This is a genomic window from Pseudomaricurvus sp. HS19 (assembly GCF_009857815.1).
GTDB lineage: Bacteria > Pseudomonadota > Gammaproteobacteria > Pseudomonadales > Cellvibrionaceae > Pseudomaricurvus.
Map to the genome: position 1 here is coordinate 492653 of NZ_WVVW01000002.1, position 17301 is coordinate 509953.

Below are 17301 nucleotides of genomic sequence, written 5' to 3' on the forward strand. Positions count from 1 at the left end.
CCGGCGTACGCGGTGGCGTTTCACGAGGCCGCAAAACCGGCTAAACTACGCCCTTTTCAGGGGCACCGGAAACGGGCTGTCCAGCGTTCAGACACCACCGGGATACCGGCCACGACTTTTGAGGAAACCACCATGAGCGAAGTTCGCAAAGAACTGAAATACCTGTCCAGCCACGAGTGGGCGCGTGTAGAAGAGGACGGTACCGTGACCATCGGTATTACCGACCACGCTCAGGAAGCCCTCGGTGATGTGGTCTACGTTGAGACCCCGGAAGTGGGCAGCACCGTCAACGCCGGCGAGGAAGCGGGTGTGGTGGAATCCGTAAAGGCCGCCTCCGACATCTACTCCCCGGTCAGCGGTGAAGTAATCGCCGTTAACGCCGCTCTGGAAGACGCTCCGGAAACCGTTAACGAGTCACCCTACGACGACGGCTGGTTCTTCAAGGTCAAGCCGTCCAACCTGTCCGAGCTGGACGAGGCCATGGACGCCGCCGGTTATCAGGCGCAGTGCGAAGAGGAGTAATCCTCCGCACCTGGTTTGTGTATGGCGGGTGCCGCTGAGTGCCCGCCCCGCTCCCTTCCTGACGCTGACAGCCGCCGCTCGGCAGCGCACTTTTCCTGCCGTTTATCCCCGTGCGACCATGGTCTTGTGGCCAGCAGCCGCCAACTTGTGCTGAACTCCCTTTTCGCCTAGTGTAGCCGCTCACTGACGGGGAAGAAGCATGGCACTCAGTATTCGCAGCACCTTTTTGCTGATCTTTTTTGGCTGTACCGCGCTCAATATCACGGCGCTCTATTTTCAGTACGGCCAGGGCATGGACCCCTGTCCACTGTGCATTACCCAGCGCCTGTTCGTGTTTGCGGTCAGCCTCTGCGCCTTGATTGCCGCCATCCACAACCCGGCGCAGCTGGGCCGTCGCATCTACGCGCTTCTCGCCATTGCCTTCGCCGGGGTCGGTGGCGGGGTGTCTCTGCGTCATGTATGGCTGCAGAGCCTGCCGGAAGACCAGGTTCCCGCCTGCGGCCCGGGCCTTGGCTACATGTTTGAAAACTTTCCCCTGGGCGAAGCGCTGCAACTGTTGCTGGCCGGTGATGGCAACTGCGCCGAGGTCTCCTGGACCCTGTTAGGCCTGAGCATGCCCGCCTGGGTAGCCGTGGCTTTCGCCGGCCTGATTGCCCTTAACCTCTGGCAAATCATCCGGCACCGCTGATGCTGCAGGGGATCATCGTACTGCTGCTGTTCCAGCTGCTGGGCGAGATCCTGGTAGCCCTCACCCACAGCCCCATTCCCGGCCCGGTCGCCGGTATGCTGTTGCTGTGGCTGGCGCTGCACATCAAACGCGGCCCCTCCCCGGAAGTACAGCGCACCGCCCAGACCCTGGTGCAGTACCTCAGCCTGTTCTTCCTGCCTGCCGGTGTGGGCCTGTTTTTCCTGCCGCCGGAGATCCAGCGCCACTGGCCGGCGGTGATTGCCGCCATGGTGGCCGGTACCTTTATCACCATGCTGTTGAGTGCGTGGCTGATCAGGCGCCTGGGTTCGAGCCACTGAGGTTGCCATGGATACCCTGTTGCAGGATCTTCACAACTACACAGACAGCCTGGCGCAGAAGCCGCTGTTTGGCCTGCTGCTCACCCTGTTGGTGTATCAGGGCGCTCTCTGGCTCTATAACCGCTGCAATCGCTCGGCCCTGATTCACCCGGTGGCGGTGAGTGCGGTGGTGATTGCGCTGCTGCTGAAAATCTCCGGCATCAGCTATCAGGACTACGTCGACGCTAACCAGCTGATCTATTTCCTGCTGGGACCCACCACCGTGGCGCTGGCCATCCCTCTCTACAACGAATTCCATGTGCTGCGACGCCAGGCGATGCCCATTCTGGTAACGGTGCTGTTTGGTGCGCTTGCCGCCCCCGCCATCGCCGTCGGCATTGCCTGGGGCATGGGCGCCAGCGACGAGGTGCTGCTGTCATTGGCTCCCAAGTCGGTCACTACGCCCATCGCCATTGGTATCGCCGACCAGATCGGCGCCATGGCGACCCTCACCACTGGCGTGGTGGTGTTTACCGGTATTCTCGGCGTGTTGCTGAGTCCGGCAGTCTTCTGGCTGAGCCGCCTGGGTGACACCCGCCTGCAGGGTGTGGTGATGGGTATCAATGCCCACGGGGTGGGCACCGCCCGCTGCTTTGAGATTGGCAGTGACAGCGGCGCCTTCGCCACTATGGCCATGGGGCTGACCGGCACCTTCACCGCCCTGACCCTGCCCTATCTGATCCACTGGCTCGGCTATTGACCGGCATCAAGGCAGTGCTTCCAGGCAACCTGCCCCTGACGCATGACGCGTCAACAGGCTTGCCCGCGGCAGCCGAATCCCCTATCTTCAACCGGGAACGCCGGCAGATAAAAATACAGACCAGCGGTACCCCGAAGTACCGCGACCGAAGAGGATGTACCTACAATGCTTGAGAACTGCACATCCGCCAAAGAGCGCTGGGGAGGCGTCAGCGACATCATCGACCGCTGGTTGCAGGAGCGGCAACAACTGCTCGTTAACTATTGCGCGCTGTCGGACAACCCCGATGGTGACCAGGCCCCGGCCCAGTTGCAGCGCATATGTGAAATCCTGGTGGACTACGTCTCTGCCGGACACTTTGAGGTCTACGACCAGCTGGTAAAAGAAGGCCAGGAGTTCGGTGACAAGAGCGGCCTGAAAGAAGCCGCCTCCCTGTTTGAGAACATCGACAACACCACCGAGTTTGCCCTCGACTTCAACGACAAGTATCTGGCCACCGACGATCTCGATTCGCTGGTGCGCGATCTCTCCCGCCTGGGAGAAGTGCTGGCCAGCCGCTTTGAAGCCGAAGACCGCATCATCGAAGTGCTGCATTACGCCCATCAGGACAAGCTCCCCGGCTAGCTCCGCAGCCCCTCTCTCGCCACGGCACCCAAGCGGATGCCGTGCGCATTCCCAGCCCGCATTCTGTCCCTGCCGGGGCCGGTGTCTTTGTTCCGGCCAACCGTGGCTGTTAAGCTGAACCGCTCACTCCGCGCCGGAGTTCTCCCAATCTCACAGAGGATGTGACCATGCCTGCGCTGCAATCTTTCGAACTCTTTCAGGTAGACGCTTTTGCCGAACGTGCTTTCAGCGGCAATCCGGCGGCGGTTGTTCCACTCGATCACTGGCTCAGTGACGCACTGCTGCAACAGATTGCCGAAGAGAACAATCTCGCCGAAACCGCGTTTCTCATCGCCGACAGCCAGCCGGGACACTATCGCCTGCGCTGGTTTACACCGGCCACGGAGGTGGATCTCTGCGGCCATGCCACCCTCGCAGCAGCGCACACCCTCTGGCAACACTGCGGCGAAACCGCCGAACGCCTGAGCTTTCATACCCGCAGTGGGGAGCTGGTGGTAGAGAAAGCGGGTACAGACGAGCTGCGCATGAATTTTCCCGCCAGTGTCAGTCCGCCTGCCGAACCATCGGCGGAGATGCTGGCGGCGCTGGGCATCACACTGCTGGTAGAGGCACGACAGGCGGGCTACTGGCTGCTGGTGGTGGACAACGAAGTCCAGCTCGCGGCGCTGCGTCCCGACTTCAGTCGCCTCGCCAATGCCAGCGACAAAGCGGTTATTGTCACCGCACCGTCGGCAGAGTTTGATTTTGTCTCACGCTTTTTTGCCCCCACCTTTGGCATCAATGAGGACCCGGTCACCGGCTCCGCCCATTGCCAGCTGGCACCTTACTGGGCACAACGTCTGGGCAAGAAGCGACTCCGCGCGTTTCAGATGTCGGCCCGGGGTGGCAAGGTGGAATGCGAAATGGACGGCGAGCGAGTCTACTTGCAGGGCAAGGCGGTTACCTACCTGCAGGGTAAGATCATTGTCGGGGAAGAATAAGTCGGGAGAGAAGTAAGAGAATGCACTGCAGCGGTCACAGGTACCGCTGCAGAACCGGGAAGTGTCGGATTACTTGCTGACCTTGATCAGTTCCACTTCAAACTTCAGGGTCTCGTTGGGGCCGATGACAGGCCTGGAACCACCCGGGCCATAGGCCAGGTCGGACGGAATGTACAACTCCCACTTGGAGCCTTCTGTCATCAGTTGCAGGGCTTCGGTCCAGCCCGGAATGACCTGGCCTACACCGAACTCAATGGGCGTGCCACGAGCGTAGGAACTGTCAAACTCGGTACCGTCCAGCAGTGTGCCACGGTAGTGCACAGTGACTGTACTGTCAGCGGTCGGCTTGGAACCCTTGCCCTTTTCCAGCACCTTGTACTGCAGCCCGCTCTTGGTGGTCTTTACACCGCTCTTCTTGGCATTCGCCGCGAGAAACTCCTGCCCCTGCTTCAGGTTGGCCTCGGCCTCAGCCTGTTGCGCCTCGGCGAACTTGGCGGCCTTGGCCTGCTGCATGGACTGGAACGCCATCATGGCTTCCTGGACCTCTTCCTGGGTCAGGCTGGGATCCTTGCCGGCCAGGGCATCTTCCAGGGCCTGCTTGTAGATATCGAGATCGATTTCGATCTGTTGTTCCTGAATGCTACGGCCAACCTGGTAGCCGAAGATATAGCTCATACGCTTGGTGACGGTATCCATCTCTTCCGCCTGCACGGAAGTGGTCACCGCACCGGCAAGCAGCAGGGTGGTAGCAGCGGCAGCAACCGCACGAGAAATCTTGTTTCTGGTAAACGACATAACTAATCCTGATATAGACAACACCGGTTGATTGTTATTTCCGGCTGGTTGAGTGTAACGCGATCCGCGCGGGGCCTTCCGTAACAGACCCTAGCATAACACGACAGTTCCCCGCGAATTGAGAGGCGCACCGCGATCCTGTCGCCGGGAAGACCGTCACCGGGGGCGGCTGTTCAACACCTGGGAGGCCGGAGCGAGCCCGGCGATGGAACCCTGACAATCAAGCAAAGGCGTGACGTTGAAACAGGGTTCCGCTGCTCACCCGGATCCGGATGCCTCTGGTTTCCTGAATGCACACAAAAAACCTGCACTAATCAGCGGCCGTTTTTCATATCCAGGTGCCCCCGCCACACAAACCGCGCTAGCGACTGTACCTCAATACACGGCCATGCGTTGCTGCCAACACTCAGCCGGATTGATTTCACGTAAAAAAAAGTGAAAAAACTTTTGCTATTTGAGCCAGCAAGCTGGTTTTATTCTGACCAAGGATTACAATTATTCGCCAAAAGCGGGTATCATCCGCCCGCTTTTCAATAGCCGCCCGGCAAAAAGAAAAACTCTGCGCAATCGCTCTTAACTAGACCACCCAAAAGGAAGCATGCATATGGCAGCCCGCAAAAAAGTTGTCGATCCGATCGTTGATCTGGAATCCCAAATTGCCAAACTGAAATCCGAGCTGGAAAAGGCACGCACCAAACAGGTAGCCGACGCCAAAAAAGCCGTAGCCGTAGCCGTTAAAGCGGTTGCTGCTGATAAAAAGAAGCTGACCACTCTGACCGGCAAAGCAACTACTGCGAAAAAGGCTGCCGCAGCCAAGAAAACTGCAGCTAACGTCACCAAAGCCAGCAAAGCTGCCGCTGATGCCAACGCCCAGAAGAAAGTCGTCGCTGCCAGCCTGACTGCCGTGAAGCAAGCCCAGGCCGCTCTCAAGTCCATTGCCGAAGCCAACAAGACCGCTTCCACCATCGCCAAGGCCAGCGCTAAAGCCGAAGCAGAAATGAAGAAAGCCGCTGCCAAGGCCGCTCGCATCGCCGCCCAGAAGCAGAAGGTTGCCGACAAGAAAGCCGCCGTTAAAGCCAAGGCCAAAGCCAAGGCAGACGCGGTGAAAGCCAAGGCCGCTGCCAGGAAAGCCGCTGCTGCTGCCAAGGCGAAAGCCAAAGCTGCTGCTGCCAAAGCCAAAGCTGCAGAGAAAAAAGCCGCTGCCAAGGCCAAGGCGAAAGCCAAAGCTGCTGCTGCCAAAGCCAAAGCTGCAGAGAAAAAAGCCGCTGCCAAGGCCAAGGCGAAAGCCAAAGCTGCTGCTGCCAAAGCCAAAGCTGCAGAGAAAAAAGCCGCTGCCAAGGCCAAGGCGAAAGCCAAAGCTGCAGCCGTAAAAGCCAAGGCCGCTGCCAAGAAAGCCGCTGCTAAAGCCAAGGTCCGCAAAGCGCCGGCCAGGAAGACCGCTGCCGCTGCCAAGCCAGCCGCTAAAACCACTACCAAAAAGGCAGCTGTGAAGAAGCCAGTTGCCAAGAAAGCCGCAGCCAAGCCTAAAGCCGCCAAAGCGGCCCCCAAGAAAGCTGCGCCAAAGAAAGCAGCCGCCGCGAAGAAAACCAGCGCTAAAAAGGCCAGCGTTAAAAAAGCACCAGCCAAAGCCAAAGCCGCTGCTCCCAAAAAAGCGCCAGCACCAAAGCCGGCAGCTACCCCTGAAGTAGCAGCAACTGCTCCTGCGGCTCCCCTGAGCCCAAGCCTGTTCGGCGAAGAGTAAGTACCGCACCCTGGCAGTGGGCTAACCACTGCCCCGGGGTCGGCCAGCCGGATTACGATCCGGCGGCCGGCCCTTTTTTATGGGCGAGAGATTAAGGCGGGGCCTGACGATCGCCCTCTCGCCAGTTCTGCAGCAATGCCACCAGCTGTGACTGTTGATCCTGCAAACCCAGGGTCTGTAACAACCGGGTGGTGTATTGCAGCCATAGCTCTGAAGCGTCAATGGCCGCGGGTTCCAGGTGAGCCAACGAGGTCAGCTGTTGCAGCTGATCAATCACCCCGCGCTCCCTGTTCAGTTCCACTGCCAACAGCCAATCCCTGATCCGCACCAGCGAACGCGGGCAGCAACGCCGCCAGCCACGCCAGCGTTTGATTCGCCGCCGCCCCACAGCCGTGCCCGATAAGCCCAGGCGCCACAGTTCCTCGTCCCAGGGTTGGCCCTGCACATCCAACCACAGGGCCCACAACAGCAGGGTAACTTCCAGCCCGTACTCATCCTGCCAGCGCAGCAACAACGGTTGCACACCGTCGAAGCCATACAGGCTGACGGCAAACTGCCAAAAAGATTGCTGTGACTGCATCATGGTGAAGGCTTAAGGTGAGGTGGGCGTGATAAAATAGCCGCATGATTACACTTCACGATCTCAATTTACAGCGCGGCAGCAAGATCCTGCTGGAGGGCGCGCAGCTGCGTCTGCACGACGGCCACCGGGCCGGGCTTATTGGCGCCAACGGCAGCGGCAAGTCGACGTTGTTCAAACTGCTGACCGGCCAGCTGGCTCCCGATCAGGGTGAATGCCAGATCCCCTCCGGTTGGCGTATCGCTCACATGGCCCAGGAGATCGAACACAGCGATCGCCGGGCGCTGGACTATGTGCTGGATGGCGATGAACGCTTCCGCGAGGTACAACAGGCCATTGCCAGTTGCGACGGCGATGGCGACCTGCTGGCCAGGCACTATGCCGACTTTGAAGCCATCGACGGCTACACTGCCGAAGCCCGTGCCCAGGAGCTGCTCTACGGACTGGGTTTTGGCGGCGGTGATGGCGACCGCCCGGTGGCGGACTTCTCCGGCGGTTGGCGCATTCGTCTGAACCTGGCCAGGGCACTTATGTGCCCGGCGGATCTGCTGTTGCTGGACGAACCCACCAACCACCTGGACCTGGACACCACCTGGTGGCTGGAACAACGCCTGAAGCAATTTCGCGGCACGATGCTGGTCATTTCCCACGACCGTGACTTCCTCGACAATACGGTGGAGCAGATCATCCACCTGGACCAACAGAGGCTGACGCTCTACAGCGGCAGCTACTCCGATTTCGAACGCCAGCGCAGCGAACGCCTGGCGCAGCAACAGCAGATGTTTGAAAAGCAGCAGGCACAAATCGCCCACATCGAGCGCTTTGTGGAGCGCTTCCGGGCCAAGGCCAGTAAAGCCAAACAGGCCCAGAGCCGATTGAAAGCGCTGCAGAGGCTGGAGACCATTGCGCCCGCCCATGTGGATTCGCCCTTCCAGTTTCAGATTCCCTGCAGCGACAAAACCTCACAGCCGCTGCTGCAGTTGAGCCACGCGCGCCTGGGCTACGGTGACAAGGCGATTCTCAACGAAGTCAATTTGCGCATCGACAGCGGCAGCCGCTTTGGCCTGCTGGGTCCCAACGGCGCCGGTAAATCCACGTTAATGAAAGCGCTGGTGGGCGAACTGGCACCCCTGCAGGGTGAACGCACCCGTGGTGAACACCTGGCGCTGGGCTACTTCAACCAGCACCAGCTGGAAGCACTGGATCTGGGCGCCAGTCCTGCGCTGCACATCCAGCGCCTCAGTCCCGGAGTGCGGGAACAGGAAGTCCGCAACTTTCTCGGTGGCTTCGGCTTCCACGGTGATCGTGCCTTTGAAATCATCCGCCATTTTTCCGGCGGCGAGAAAGCCCGCCTGGCCCTGGCGTTGATCGCCTGGCAAAAACCCAACGTGCTGCTGCTGGACGAGCCCACCAACCACCTCGACCTGGAGATGCGCGAAGCGCTGACGCTGGCGCTGCAGAGCTACCCCGGTGCGGTACTGGTGATCTCCCACGACCGCCACCTGCTGCGCAATACCGTGGATGAGTTCCTGCTGGTGGCTAACGGCAAGGTGGAAGAGTTCAACGGCGACCTGGAGGACTACCACCGCTGGATGACTGATAACCATCGGTCAACCGACTCGCCGGCAAGCGCCCCGGCAACAGCCGAGGCCGAGACCAAAGTGGATCGCCGGCAACAGCGACAGGCCGCCGCCGCGCTGCGACAGCAGCTGCAACCACTGCGCAAAAAGGTGCAGGCAGCCGAGAAACGCATGGAGCAACAGCAGCAGGCACTCAGCCAGCTGGAAGAACAACTCAGCGATCAGTCTCTCTATACCGACAGCAAAAAAGCCGAGCTGCAGGCGCTGCTGAAGCAACAGGGTGAACTGCGGCAAACCTTGAGCGAGACCGAAGAGGAGTGGATGACGCTGAGCGAGGAGTACGAAGAGATGGAGGCGGCACTGTCGGCGGAGTAAGTCTGCTTTCCTGGCCCTTAGTGGAGCTGGCGAAAGAGAATGTGACTCAGGCGGATACTGACGATCAACACTCCAATGGTGCGCTCCTCATCCACCACCGGCACCGATAGCTGCACAACGTTGCTGTCGCTGCTGGCGTCTGCAGCGACGGGAGAGAGGTAACTCGACCGTCCCTGCAGCACCACTTCCCGCCACTTGGCCTCATCGCCCTGCCAGTAGTCACTGCTCAGTGGATAGACCGCGACATTGGCACCCTGAACGTCGGTCAGGATCATTTCGCTGTAGACGCGGCTGCCCTCCACCTGCGAGCGCAGAAAACGTGTTGCCTCGCTGTTCTGCAGCTGCTGCTTCAGGGGCAGGGTGTCATCGCCTGCGCTCCACGCCAGATCCCGTCGCAGGATATCGGCCTTGCTCAGCCCCTCGGCATTTTGCTGCCGGACGGCGGCCACCAGCAGCGGTTGACCGGCCAGTTTGCGGATGTGGGTAATCTCCTGCTGCAACGCCTGCCGCAGTGTTGCCTCGTCCCAACGCACTTCGGTTGCCTGCCGCCGGTGACCTGTCAGCAACAGCGCAGCCACCAGGCACAGACATACCAGCAGGGCCAGGACCCTGCGGTTGCGTTTTTCACTGACGCTCAGAGGGGCATCCATGTCCAGCTCAGCTCACTACCCGGGGGCTTCGCCACTTACGCCATGGCCACGATTTCGGCCACCAGCTTTTCGATACCGGATGCCGCTTCAGCAATATTGCCCGCCAGCATGTAGGCGGGCGTGGTGACCAGTTTGTTGCCACTGTCCACCACGATGGAGCTGACATCCGCCTCTTGGTGACTGGCACCCATGGTGGTCAGGGCCGCCGCCGTGCCAGCGTCAGTACCAATGGTGCACTGCACACCTTCGCCAAAAATGGCGGCCGCCAGTGCCGGTGCAATGCACATCAGACCCACCGGCTTGCCGGCAGCGTGGAAGGCTTTGGCCAGCGCCAGCAGATCCGCATTGACACTCATCTCCGGGCCTTTGAGGGCAAAATCAGACAGGTTCTTCGCCACGCCAAAGCCACCGGGAATGACCACGGCATCGAAGTCCGCAGCACTGGCCTCCTTCAGGTCCCTGACGGCACCGCGGGCGATGCGGGCTGACTCTGTCAGGACGTTGCGCTGCTCCCCTTCCATCACCTCACCGGTAAGGTGATTGATGACGTGCAACTGTGGCACATCGGGAGCAAAACACTGCACATCCGCACCAGCCCGCTCCAGCGCCAGCAGCGTGATGACGGCCTCATGGATCTCGGAACCATCAAACACACCACTGCCAGCCAGAATTACAGCCACTTTCTTTGACATGTCACAAAACCCCTCTCGTCCGTTAACAACAATATTCAATGTGTGCCATATTGTAGAGGCTCACAACTCACTCACCAAGGAGGTATACGATTGTGACCAGCTTGCTGTTTGTGGTTATCGATCCTACCGCCATTGAGCAGATAGCGCTCAAACGCGCGGAACAAATTGCCGTGGACATGGATGCCAGGCTGCACCTGTTCTGCTGCGACTACACCGAGGACATGTCGGAATTCGGTTCCCGCCGTGAGGCCAAGACCGTGGTGATGAGGGAAACAGAAGAGCTGCTGGAGGAGCTGGCTGCCCCACTGCGCAGGGAGGGCCTGGAAGTGACTACCGAGGCCTACTGGAACAGCGACTGGCAGGACGCGGTGGTTCGCGCCAGCGAACAGGCCGGAGCCAACCTCATCCTCAAATCCTCCAGCCCGCACACGCTGGTGGAGCGTCACCTCACCCGCACTTCGGATGTGGTGTTACTGCGCGGGGCGCCATGCTCGGTACTGCTGGTGAACGATCCGGATCCCTGGACAGGACAACGGCTGCTGGCAGCGATCACGCTGGACAGCGACGATCCCGGTCACGACCTGCTCAACAATGCCATTATGACCGAGGCCCGGCGCCTGGCAGAGGCTACCCAGTCCGACCTCCACTGCGTCACCGCACTGGAGCAGAAAGCGGACCTGGCCGCCGTACTGCAGCTGCTGGTGGACAGCGAGCCGGAAACGCCTGAACACAAAATTGGCAGGCTCTATGGCGTGTTACCGGAACGGGTACATATCTGCCGTGGGACCGCCAAAGCCGCAATTGTCGAGGTGGCGGAAGAGCTGCGCTGCGATGTGGTGGTGCTGGGCACCGTAGCCCGCAAGGGCGTGCAGGGTCTGTTGCTGGGCAATACCGCGGAAAAGGTCCTCGACCAACTGGAGTGCGATATCCTGGTGGTGAACTGACGTACGTCACTTCGTATAGCAACGGCTATCGAAATACCAGGCATAAAAAAACCGGCGCAGGTTGCGCCGGTTTTTTGTGTTGCTGGCAGTCGCTTACTGGCTGCTGATAATTGCCTCAACCCGACGGTTGGCTTCACGCCCCTCTTCGGTATCGTTGCTGGCAACCGGTCCTTCTTCTCCATAGCCCTTGGAGGTTACACGCTCCTGGGCGATACCAAACTCCGTCACCAACACTGCAGCCACGGAATCAGCACGACGCTGTGACAGCTTCTGGTTGTAGGTCTCGGAGCCGCGGTCATCGGAGTGACCACCGATTTCCACCACCGAACCTTCATACTGGGCCATGTAATCGGCCACGCGCTTGATATCGCTGAAGTAGCGCTCTTTGACCACCGCACTGTCGTGATCGAAGTGCACCTTCAGGGTAATGGAAACACTCTCTTCCAGTTTTTCCGGGCAGCCATCGGTATCGACCTTGAGACCAGCAGCGGTATCAGGGCACTTGTCCATGTAGTCGTACACACCGTCACCATCACTGTCCAGCGGACAACCCTGGGCATTCACGGCTACTCCGGCAGGCGTACCCGGACACTGGTCGAGGCTGTCCTCAACACCGTCACCGTCGGCATCATTGGCCTGCTGTGCCGGTTCGGACTTGCTGTAGTTACCACCAATCTCATAGTTCAGCGCCAGCATCACCGCCAGATCGGTCATCTCTTCGTCGATGTTATTCAATACGCGCACATCACCACGTAAATTGAGACGCTCGGTTAACGCTTTTTTCACACCCATACCCAGGTTCAGGCGAGTGCCGCTGTGTTTATCGAAACCGTCGACATCGAATTCCATGTCACCCACACCGGCCACAATGAACGGACGCCAGTCGCCTTCCTCAACCAGGTGATAGAGGACATCCACGCGGTATTCCCGCAGATCCACATCAATATTGAAGTCCTCGGCCTCAGTGCCGGACTCCAGCCACCAGGCCTCAACCGTCCAGGTGGGATCGATCACATAGCCCAAACCGATACCGTAAAAGAGGTCGTCTTCAATCTCCCAGTCTTCATCGAACAGGTGGTAACCAAGACCGCCGTTGATTTCGAATTTGTGGTCGTCAGCCAATGCCATCGGTGTAACGGCAGCCAGTGCAAATCCGGCGGCAGCCGCAAGGCTTGTGAGCGTTTTCGTCATGTGACTACTCCTTAATGGAAATGAAAATGTATCCGGCACAAATTCCTGTGCGACAAGATTGAGTTTAGCCGATCAATCGTCAGTCAGCTGACTCATGAATTGATCGGCCGCGGAGATGGATGTTTCCATATCCGCCAGTAATACGTTGATATCCCGCTTCAAGGATGAAAATTCACTTTTCAGTGACGCCACTGCCCGGGCGTTGAGGTTGTGCTTGAGATAGAGCGATTGATCGCGCAGGGTATTGAGCACCGGCTGCATCTTTTTTTCAGCACTGCGCATCGAAGCGAGCATGCGACTGTAGTTGCGACGGGTCTCCTGCAGCTTGGCAGCGCTCTGCCGACGCAGCGATGAACTGGTGTAGAGCGACAGCTCCTCCTGCCATTCGTCAAACAGCGCGTCGGCCACCTCTTCAACACTGTCAATGCGTTCACTCAGTTCATCAGCACGATCCTGACTTGCCTCATATTCGTCGTTAACCAGCTCATAGGTGCGCTGCAGCTCACCGCCGTCGAAATTGAGTTCTTTGCTGAATCGCTCCAGTGCTGACGAGAATTGCTCTTTCACATCCACCTGGGCATCGCGGGCATCTTCGATACGATCGGCAAGAATATCGCGTTTGTGATAGCCAACGGATTCCATCGCACCGTAATAGGCACTTTGGCAAGCCAGCAAAAACAGGGAGAGTATGGAAAGCAGGGTAAACCGAGCGAGCATGCAGCGTCCTTGGTGCCAATCGGGGCGAAGAGGTGACCTCTGTGCGCCTGACCACGAAAAATAGCGATACGTCACTGCGTACCGCGTCTTCTCACTGGCAGGAATTGTAACATCCGTATGTGACAGGCGTCACATCGGATTGGTCAGGCGGGTGTTTTGCGAAACAACAAATCCCAGACACCATGACCAAGGCGTTCACCACGCTGTTCAAATTTGGTGATGGGACGATACTCCGGCCGCTCGGCAAAGAGATACTCACCGGCGCAGTTTTCCAGTCCAGGAGCAGCGGACAGCACTTCCATCATATGCTCGGCATAGGCTTCCCAGTCAGTGGCCATGTGAATCACACCGCCGGGCTTGAGCTTGGCTTTGATACGCTCGATAAACGCCGGCTGCACGATGCGACGTTTGTTGTGCTTCTTCTTATGCCACGGATCCGGGAAGTAAAGCTGGAAGCGATCGAGGCTGTTGTCGGCGATGCAGTCATCCAGCACGTCCACGGCGTCAGCCATGTACACACGCAGGTTGCTCACTTCGGCCTTGCCCGCATTGTTGATCAGGCTGCCCACGCCCGGCGGATGAACCTCAATACCGATAAAATTCTTGTCGGCTTCCGCCTGGCTCATGGTGAGCAGTGATTCGCCCATACCGAAGCCAATCTCCAGCACCACCGGCGCCTCGCGGCCAAAGGTAGCCGCCATATCCAGCGGCCCGTCAAACAGGCTGAGGCCAAAGTGGGGCCAGTAGCGATCGAAGGCTTTCTTCTGCGCGACCGTGATGCGGCCACCGCGAATTACGTAGCTGCGAATCGCCTTCTGTTTGAACTCCGGTTTCAGATCCAAAGCATCTGTCATGGTAAGTAGAGACCTATTCAACCATCCGTGCGCCAGGCGCCAATAAACAAACACAGCCATCCGGCCATAAAGCAGAGCCCGCCAATGGGGGTCACCGGACCCAGCCAGCGGGGAGCGCCCAGCGCCAGGGCATAGAGGCTGCCACTGAACAACAGCATCCCGGCCACAAACAGCCAGCCGCTCCAGAGCAGCCACACCGAGGTCAGTCTCTGCAGCAGCAACGCCACCAACAACAGTGCCAGGGTGTGGTAGAAGTGGTACTGCACACCGGTGCTGTAGGCATTCAGCATCGCCTCCGGCAATTTGCCCTTGAGGCCGTGGGCTCCGAAAGCCCCAAGCACCACTGCCAGCAGCCCGCTGGCGGCCGCCAGTGCGACAAACATTCTTGCCATAATCCGCCGGGCTCCACTGCTGGATAAAAAACGGACGCCATTGTAGTGGTATGACGCGCAAAACTGAAGTTGGCCAGCGTTTTCACTGGCTATAAACCTTATATCCCAAAACGAACAAAGCCGCTGAGCAGCGGCTTTGTGTCGGGGACCGGGGCCGGATTGGCAATCAGGCTTCCATAATGGCCCGGATCTTTTTCATGGCGTTCTTTTCCAGCTGCCGGATACGCTCGGCCGAAACGCCGTACTTGGCCGCCAGATCATGCAGGGTGGCCTTGTCCTCATTGAGCCAGCGCTGCTGCAGGATATCCCGAGCCCGCTCGTCCAGATCCTCCAGCGCCAGCGCCAGACTGTTGGCCCCGCTCTCCTCCCAGTCCGCCTCTTCCAGCTGACGGGCAGGATCATAACGCTTGTCTTCCAGGTAATAGGCCGGCGCCTGGTAAGCGGTTTCGTCATCCTCATCGGTGCCGGCATCAAAAGCGGCGTCGTAGGCAGACAGTCGACCTTCCATCTCGCGTACGTGCTTGACGTCCACGTCCAGGTCTTTGGCTACCGCGTGGGCTTCCTCGTTGGTCAGCCAGGCAAGGCGCTTCTTGGCACCGCGCAGGTTGAAGAACAGCTTGCGCTGCGCCTTGGTGGTGGCCACCTTGACGATGCGCCAGTTACGCAGGATAAATTCGTGGATTTCAGCCTTGATCCAGTGCACCGCGAAGGAGACCAGACGCACCCCTTTCTCGGGATTGAAGCGCTTTACCGCTTTCATGAGGCCAACATTGCCCTCCTGGATCAGGTCAGCCTCGGCGAGACCATAACCGGAATAGGAGCGGGCGATGTGCACCACAAAACGGAGGTGAGCCATAACCAGGCGGCGGGCAGCCTCCAGGTCTTCATGGTAGTAGAGATCTTCGGCCAGCTGCTTCTCTTCTTCGGCCGACAGGACGGCGAAGCCATTGACGGCCTGCACATACGCATTCAGGTTAGCTCCAGGTGCGAGTACCCCTACAGGCTGTAAGCTTGTGCCCATGCATTGTCTCCAGTGAGTTACATCCAGAACGGAAAGAGTCTAACACAATCCGCTACATGGGATTCTAAATAACCCAAAAAGTTCCCGGATTCAAGTCCCCGACCCCGGAAAACGCCCCAAAATTCAAACTGTTAGGTCAAAATAACGGTTTTGGTGCACTAGCGAGGCTGGATCTCTCCCAGGTGTTTGCCCACCGCCAGCCAGGCGCCCAGCCAACCAACCAATGCCGCCAACAACAGCAGGTTGAGACTGCCGAGAAGCCCGAGCCCGGCGAGGCCGAAATGGCTCTGGTAGCTGTCCGCCAGAGCCGCTACCGGTCCGGAGAGCAGCCACAGCAGCAGCAGCTGTAACACCAGCGCGATCAAGCCACCCCCCAGCCCGTACCAGATACCGGTATAAAGGAAGGGACGACGCACGAAGGCATCGGTACCACCCACCAGCTTGATCACCACGATCTCATCCCGGCGATTTTCGATGGAGAGCCGGATGGTATTGCCAATCACCAGTATGACACCCAGGCCCAGCAGGCCACCCAGTGCCAGCACCAGACGCTCACCCAGGGCCAGCAGCTGATGCAACCGCTCCACCCAGGCGCGATCAAACACCACATCGTCCACCACCGGTTCGGCTTTCAGCTTGTCACCCAGGGCCGCCAGCGCCGCGGCATCCAGATCATCGCGGGGCACCACCAGCAGCGTTGGCGGCAGCGGGTTGCTGTCCAGGCTGCTGAGCGCGTTGCCCATGCCCGAGCGCGCCTCGAACTCTTTCAGGGCCTGCTCGGGGGAAATGTATTCCACCCCTTTCACCTGTGGATGTTTCTGCAACTGGTCGCGGAAGGCGTCAATGGCGGCCGGCCGCGCGCGGGGATTGAGAAACACCGACAATTGCGGCACCCCCTGCCAGCTGTCGCCCAGTACCTGAACATTGTCCAGTGCGGTTTTCATGGCCGCCGGCAACGCCAGCGCCACGGCGATCACCAGCCAGGTCATCAGGCTCTGCAACGGTGTAGCCAACAACCGTTGCAGACTGTCGCGGGCACTGTGGCGATGATGCGCCAGATAGCTGCGCCAGCGATCGGACACCTGGGTGCGATAGACGCTGGCGCCACTGTCACCTCCGCGGCCACGGGGCTGGCCAGCACCGGCGTCGCGGCTGTCGGCGGCCTCAGCCTTCAGTGGTTTGCGGATCTGTGACATGCGGCAGGACTCCGTCGTGCACCAGCTGCCCGTCTGCCAGACCCAGCACACGGCGGTTGAGACGACGAATCAGACTGATATCGTGGCTGGCGATCATGACGGTCACCCCCACATCGTTGAATTGCTGGAACAGGCGCATGATCTCCGCCGACAGTTCCGGATCCAGGTTACCGGTGGGCTCATCCGCCAGTAGTAACCTGGGCTTGTTGACCACCGCCCGGGCGATACCCACGCGCTGTTGTTCACCGCCGGAGAGCACAATCGGGTTCTGCTTCTCCTTTTTCAGCAGCCCCACCTTATCCAGCGCCGCACGCACACGACGAGCGGCTTCGCGCGGGTGGTAGCCCTCAATCATCAGCGGCAGCGCCACGTTGTCGAAGACGCTGCGGTCAAACAACAACTGGTGATTCTGGAACACCACGCCGACCTGGCGACGCAGCAGGGGAATCTGACGGTTGGAGAGACGGTTGAGATTCTGGTTGTTGACCAGCACCTGCCCCTGCGAGGCGCGCTCCATCAACATGATGAGTTTCAGCAGGGTACTTTTACCGGCGCCGGAGTGCCCGGTAAGGAACAGCATGTCCCCCGCCGGCACGTCGAAGCTGACCCGGCTCAGCGCTTCATGGCCGCCGGGATAACGTTTGCTCACCTGATCAAATCGGATCATAGTTGCCCGCCGACA

20 protein-coding genes are annotated in these 17301 nt (G+C 59.4%); 9 read left to right on the forward strand and 11 right to left on the reverse strand.

Annotated elements, in window-relative coordinates; genetic code table 11:
• The first annotated feature begins 132 nt into the window (after positions 1-132).
• The 6 genes from gcvH to GSF27_RS10020 all read left to right on the forward strand — a co-directional run bounded on the left by gcvH (position 133) and on the right by GSF27_RS10020 (position 3891).
• Positions 133-522 carry a glycine cleavage system protein GcvH gene (gene gcvH / locus GSF27_RS09995; protein WP_160968490.1) on the forward strand — a complete coding sequence of 130 codons (390 nt, stop codon included), beginning with the start codon at positions 133-135 and terminating at the stop codon, positions 520-522.
• 199 nt (positions 523-721) lie between these two features.
• Positions 722-1210 carry a disulfide bond formation protein B gene (locus GSF27_RS10000; protein WP_160968492.1) on the forward strand — a complete coding sequence of 163 codons (489 nt, stop codon included), beginning with the start codon at positions 722-724 and terminating at the stop codon, positions 1208-1210.
• On the forward strand, positions 1210-1548 hold the full coding sequence (locus tag GSF27_RS10005; RefSeq protein WP_160968494.1) for a CidA/LrgA family protein: 339 nt from the start codon (positions 1210-1212) through the stop codon (positions 1546-1548). The genes GSF27_RS10000 and GSF27_RS10005 overlap by 1 nt, the downstream gene beginning before the upstream one ends.
• 7 nt (positions 1549-1555) lie before the next feature.
• On the forward strand, positions 1556-2287 hold the full coding sequence (locus tag GSF27_RS10010; RefSeq protein WP_160968496.1) for an LrgB family protein: 732 nt from the start codon (positions 1556-1558) through the stop codon (positions 2285-2287).
• Between the two features lie 165 nt (positions 2288-2452).
• On the forward strand, positions 2453-2911 hold the full coding sequence (gene rsd / locus GSF27_RS10015; RefSeq protein WP_160968498.1) for a sigma D regulator: 459 nt from the start codon (positions 2453-2455) through the stop codon (positions 2909-2911).
• 167 nt (positions 2912-3078) lie between these two features.
• Entirely contained in the window at positions 3079-3891 is an 813-nt protein-coding gene (locus tag GSF27_RS10020; protein ID WP_160968500.1) for a PhzF family phenazine biosynthesis protein, read from the forward strand.
• 69 nt (positions 3892-3960) lie between these two features.
• Here the strand turns inward: GSF27_RS10020 and GSF27_RS10025 are convergent, their stop codons facing one another.
• Positions 3961-4686: an FKBP-type peptidyl-prolyl cis-trans isomerase gene (locus GSF27_RS10025; RefSeq protein ID WP_160968502.1), complete on the reverse strand. Its 726-nt coding sequence runs from the start codon at positions 4684-4686 to the stop codon at positions 3961-3963.
• Positions 4687-5290: 604 nt separating this feature from the next.
• Between GSF27_RS10025 and GSF27_RS10030 the strand changes: the two genes are divergently transcribed.
• The gene (locus GSF27_RS10030; RefSeq protein ID WP_160968504.1) at positions 5291-6427 is read left to right on the forward strand and encodes a hypothetical protein; all 1137 of its coding nucleotides are present in this window, start codon (positions 5291-5293) and stop codon (positions 6425-6427) included.
• Positions 6428-6518: 91 nt separating this feature from the next.
• Here GSF27_RS10030 and GSF27_RS10035 read toward each other — a convergent pair whose 3' ends face one another.
• Entirely contained in the window at positions 6519-7010 is a 492-nt protein-coding gene (locus tag GSF27_RS10035) for a DUF2390 domain-containing protein (protein ID WP_160968506.1), read from the reverse strand.
• A gap of 41 nt (positions 7011-7051) precedes the next feature.
• Between GSF27_RS10035 and GSF27_RS10040 the strand changes: the two genes are divergently transcribed.
• Positions 7052-8962, forward strand: coding sequence for an ABC-F family ATP-binding cassette domain-containing protein (locus tag GSF27_RS10040; RefSeq protein WP_160968508.1), 1911 nt, complete (start codon positions 7052-7054; stop codon positions 8960-8962).
• Between the two features lie 17 nt (positions 8963-8979).
• Here GSF27_RS10040 and GSF27_RS10045 read toward each other — a convergent pair whose 3' ends face one another.
• Together GSF27_RS10045 and elbB are read right to left on the reverse strand one after the other, a co-directional pair.
• The gene (locus GSF27_RS10045) at positions 8980-9612 is read right to left on the reverse strand and encodes a PDC sensor domain-containing protein (protein ID WP_160968510.1); all 633 of its coding nucleotides are present in this window, start codon (positions 9610-9612) and stop codon (positions 8980-8982) included.
• 35 nt (positions 9613-9647) lie between these two features.
• Positions 9648-10304 (reverse strand): isoprenoid biosynthesis glyoxalase ElbB, encoded by a 657-nt coding sequence (elbB, locus tag GSF27_RS10050; protein WP_160968512.1) that lies wholly within the window; start codon positions 10302-10304, stop codon positions 9648-9650.
• 92 nt (positions 10305-10396) lie between these two features.
• On the opposite strand from elbB, the gene GSF27_RS10055 reads away from it, so the two are divergent.
• Positions 10397-11248: a universal stress protein gene (locus tag GSF27_RS10055; RefSeq protein WP_160968514.1), complete on the forward strand. Its 852-nt coding sequence runs from the start codon at positions 10397-10399 to the stop codon at positions 11246-11248.
• A gap of 93 nt (positions 11249-11341) precedes the next feature.
• Here the strand turns inward: GSF27_RS10055 and GSF27_RS10060 are convergent, their stop codons facing one another.
• From GSF27_RS10060 to ftsE, 7 genes are all read right to left on the reverse strand, one after another.
• On the reverse strand, positions 11342-12439 hold the full coding sequence (locus GSF27_RS10060; protein WP_160968516.1) for an OmpA family protein: 1098 nt from the start codon (positions 12437-12439) through the stop codon (positions 11342-11344).
• Between the two features lie 72 nt (positions 12440-12511).
• Positions 12512-13156: a DUF2959 domain-containing protein gene (locus tag GSF27_RS10065; RefSeq protein WP_160968518.1), complete on the reverse strand. Its 645-nt coding sequence runs from the start codon at positions 13154-13156 to the stop codon at positions 12512-12514.
• Between the two features lie 143 nt (positions 13157-13299).
• Complete coding sequence (gene trmB / locus GSF27_RS10070; RefSeq protein WP_160968769.1) at positions 13300-13992, reverse strand: tRNA (guanosine(46)-N7)-methyltransferase TrmB; 693 nt, start codon at positions 13990-13992, stop codon at positions 13300-13302.
• A gap of 35 nt (positions 13993-14027) precedes the next feature.
• Positions 14028-14402, reverse strand: a complete 375-nt coding sequence (locus GSF27_RS10075; protein WP_160968520.1) for a DUF423 domain-containing protein — start codon at positions 14400-14402, stop codon at positions 14028-14030.
• Positions 14403-14568: 166 nt separating this feature from the next.
• Positions 14569-15423, reverse strand: coding sequence for an RNA polymerase sigma factor RpoH (gene rpoH, locus GSF27_RS10080; protein ID WP_160968522.1), 855 nt, complete (start codon positions 15421-15423; stop codon positions 14569-14571).
• A 158-nt stretch (positions 15424-15581) separates the two neighbouring features.
• On the reverse strand, positions 15582-16619 hold the full coding sequence (ftsX, locus tag GSF27_RS10085) for a permease-like cell division protein FtsX (protein ID WP_160968524.1): 1038 nt from the start codon (positions 16617-16619) through the stop codon (positions 15582-15584).
• A complete protein-coding gene (gene ftsE, locus GSF27_RS10090; RefSeq protein ID WP_160968526.1) occupies positions 16588-17286 on the reverse strand; it encodes a cell division ATP-binding protein FtsE in 699 nt (232 codons plus the stop codon). The genes ftsX and ftsE overlap by 32 nt, the downstream gene beginning before the upstream one ends.
• Positions 17287-17301: the final 15 nt, after the last annotated feature.

What these genes read in the sequence shown, in the direction of transcription:
- GSF27_RS10045 (WP_160968510.1), bottom strand. Translation starts at nt 9,612, where the DNA reads ATGGATGCCCCTCTGAGCGTCAGTGAAAAACGCAACCGCAGGGTCCTG.
- GSF27_RS10075 (WP_160968520.1), bottom strand. Translation starts at nt 14,402, where the DNA reads ATGGCAAGAATGTTTGTCGCACTGGCGGCCGCCAGCGGGCTGCTGGCA.
- rsd (WP_160968498.1), top strand. Translation starts at nt 2,453, where the DNA reads ATGCTTGAGAACTGCACATCCGCCAAAGAGCGCTGGGGAGGCGTCAGC.
- elbB (WP_160968512.1), bottom strand. Translation starts at nt 10,304, where the DNA reads ATGTCAAAGAAAGTGGCTGTAATTCTGGCTGGCAGTGGTGTGTTTGAT.
- GSF27_RS10060 (WP_160968516.1), bottom strand. Translation starts at nt 12,439, where the DNA reads ATGACGAAAACGCTCACAAGCCTTGCGGCTGCCGCCGGATTTGCACTG.
- GSF27_RS10005 (WP_160968494.1), top strand. Translation starts at nt 1,210, where the DNA reads ATGCTGCAGGGGATCATCGTACTGCTGCTGTTCCAGCTGCTGGGCGAG.
- ftsE (WP_160968526.1), bottom strand. Translation starts at nt 17,286, where the DNA reads ATGATCCGATTTGATCAGGTGAGCAAACGTTATCCCGGCGGCCATGAA.
- GSF27_RS10040 (WP_160968508.1), top strand. Translation starts at nt 7,052, where the DNA reads ATGATTACACTTCACGATCTCAATTTACAGCGCGGCAGCAAGATCCTG.
- rpoH (WP_160968522.1), bottom strand. Translation starts at nt 15,423, where the DNA reads ATGGGCACAAGCTTACAGCCTGTAGGGGTACTCGCACCTGGAGCTAAC.
- GSF27_RS10065 (WP_160968518.1), bottom strand. Translation starts at nt 13,156, where the DNA reads ATGCTCGCTCGGTTTACCCTGCTTTCCATACTCTCCCTGTTTTTGCTG.
- GSF27_RS10030 (WP_160968504.1), top strand. Translation starts at nt 5,291, where the DNA reads ATGGCAGCCCGCAAAAAAGTTGTCGATCCGATCGTTGATCTGGAATCC.
- GSF27_RS10020 (WP_160968500.1), top strand. Translation starts at nt 3,079, where the DNA reads ATGCCTGCGCTGCAATCTTTCGAACTCTTTCAGGTAGACGCTTTTGCC.
- GSF27_RS10035 (WP_160968506.1), bottom strand. Translation starts at nt 7,010, where the DNA reads ATGATGCAGTCACAGCAATCTTTTTGGCAGTTTGCCGTCAGCCTGTAT.
- GSF27_RS10025 (WP_160968502.1), bottom strand. Translation starts at nt 4,686, where the DNA reads ATGTCGTTTACCAGAAACAAGATTTCTCGTGCGGTTGCTGCCGCTGCT.
- GSF27_RS10000 (WP_160968492.1), top strand. Translation starts at nt 722, where the DNA reads ATGGCACTCAGTATTCGCAGCACCTTTTTGCTGATCTTTTTTGGCTGT.
- ftsX (WP_160968524.1), bottom strand. Translation starts at nt 16,619, where the DNA reads ATGTCACAGATCCGCAAACCACTGAAGGCTGAGGCCGCCGACAGCCGC.
- gcvH (WP_160968490.1), top strand. Translation starts at nt 133, where the DNA reads ATGAGCGAAGTTCGCAAAGAACTGAAATACCTGTCCAGCCACGAGTGG.
- GSF27_RS10010 (WP_160968496.1), top strand. Translation starts at nt 1,556, where the DNA reads ATGGATACCCTGTTGCAGGATCTTCACAACTACACAGACAGCCTGGCG.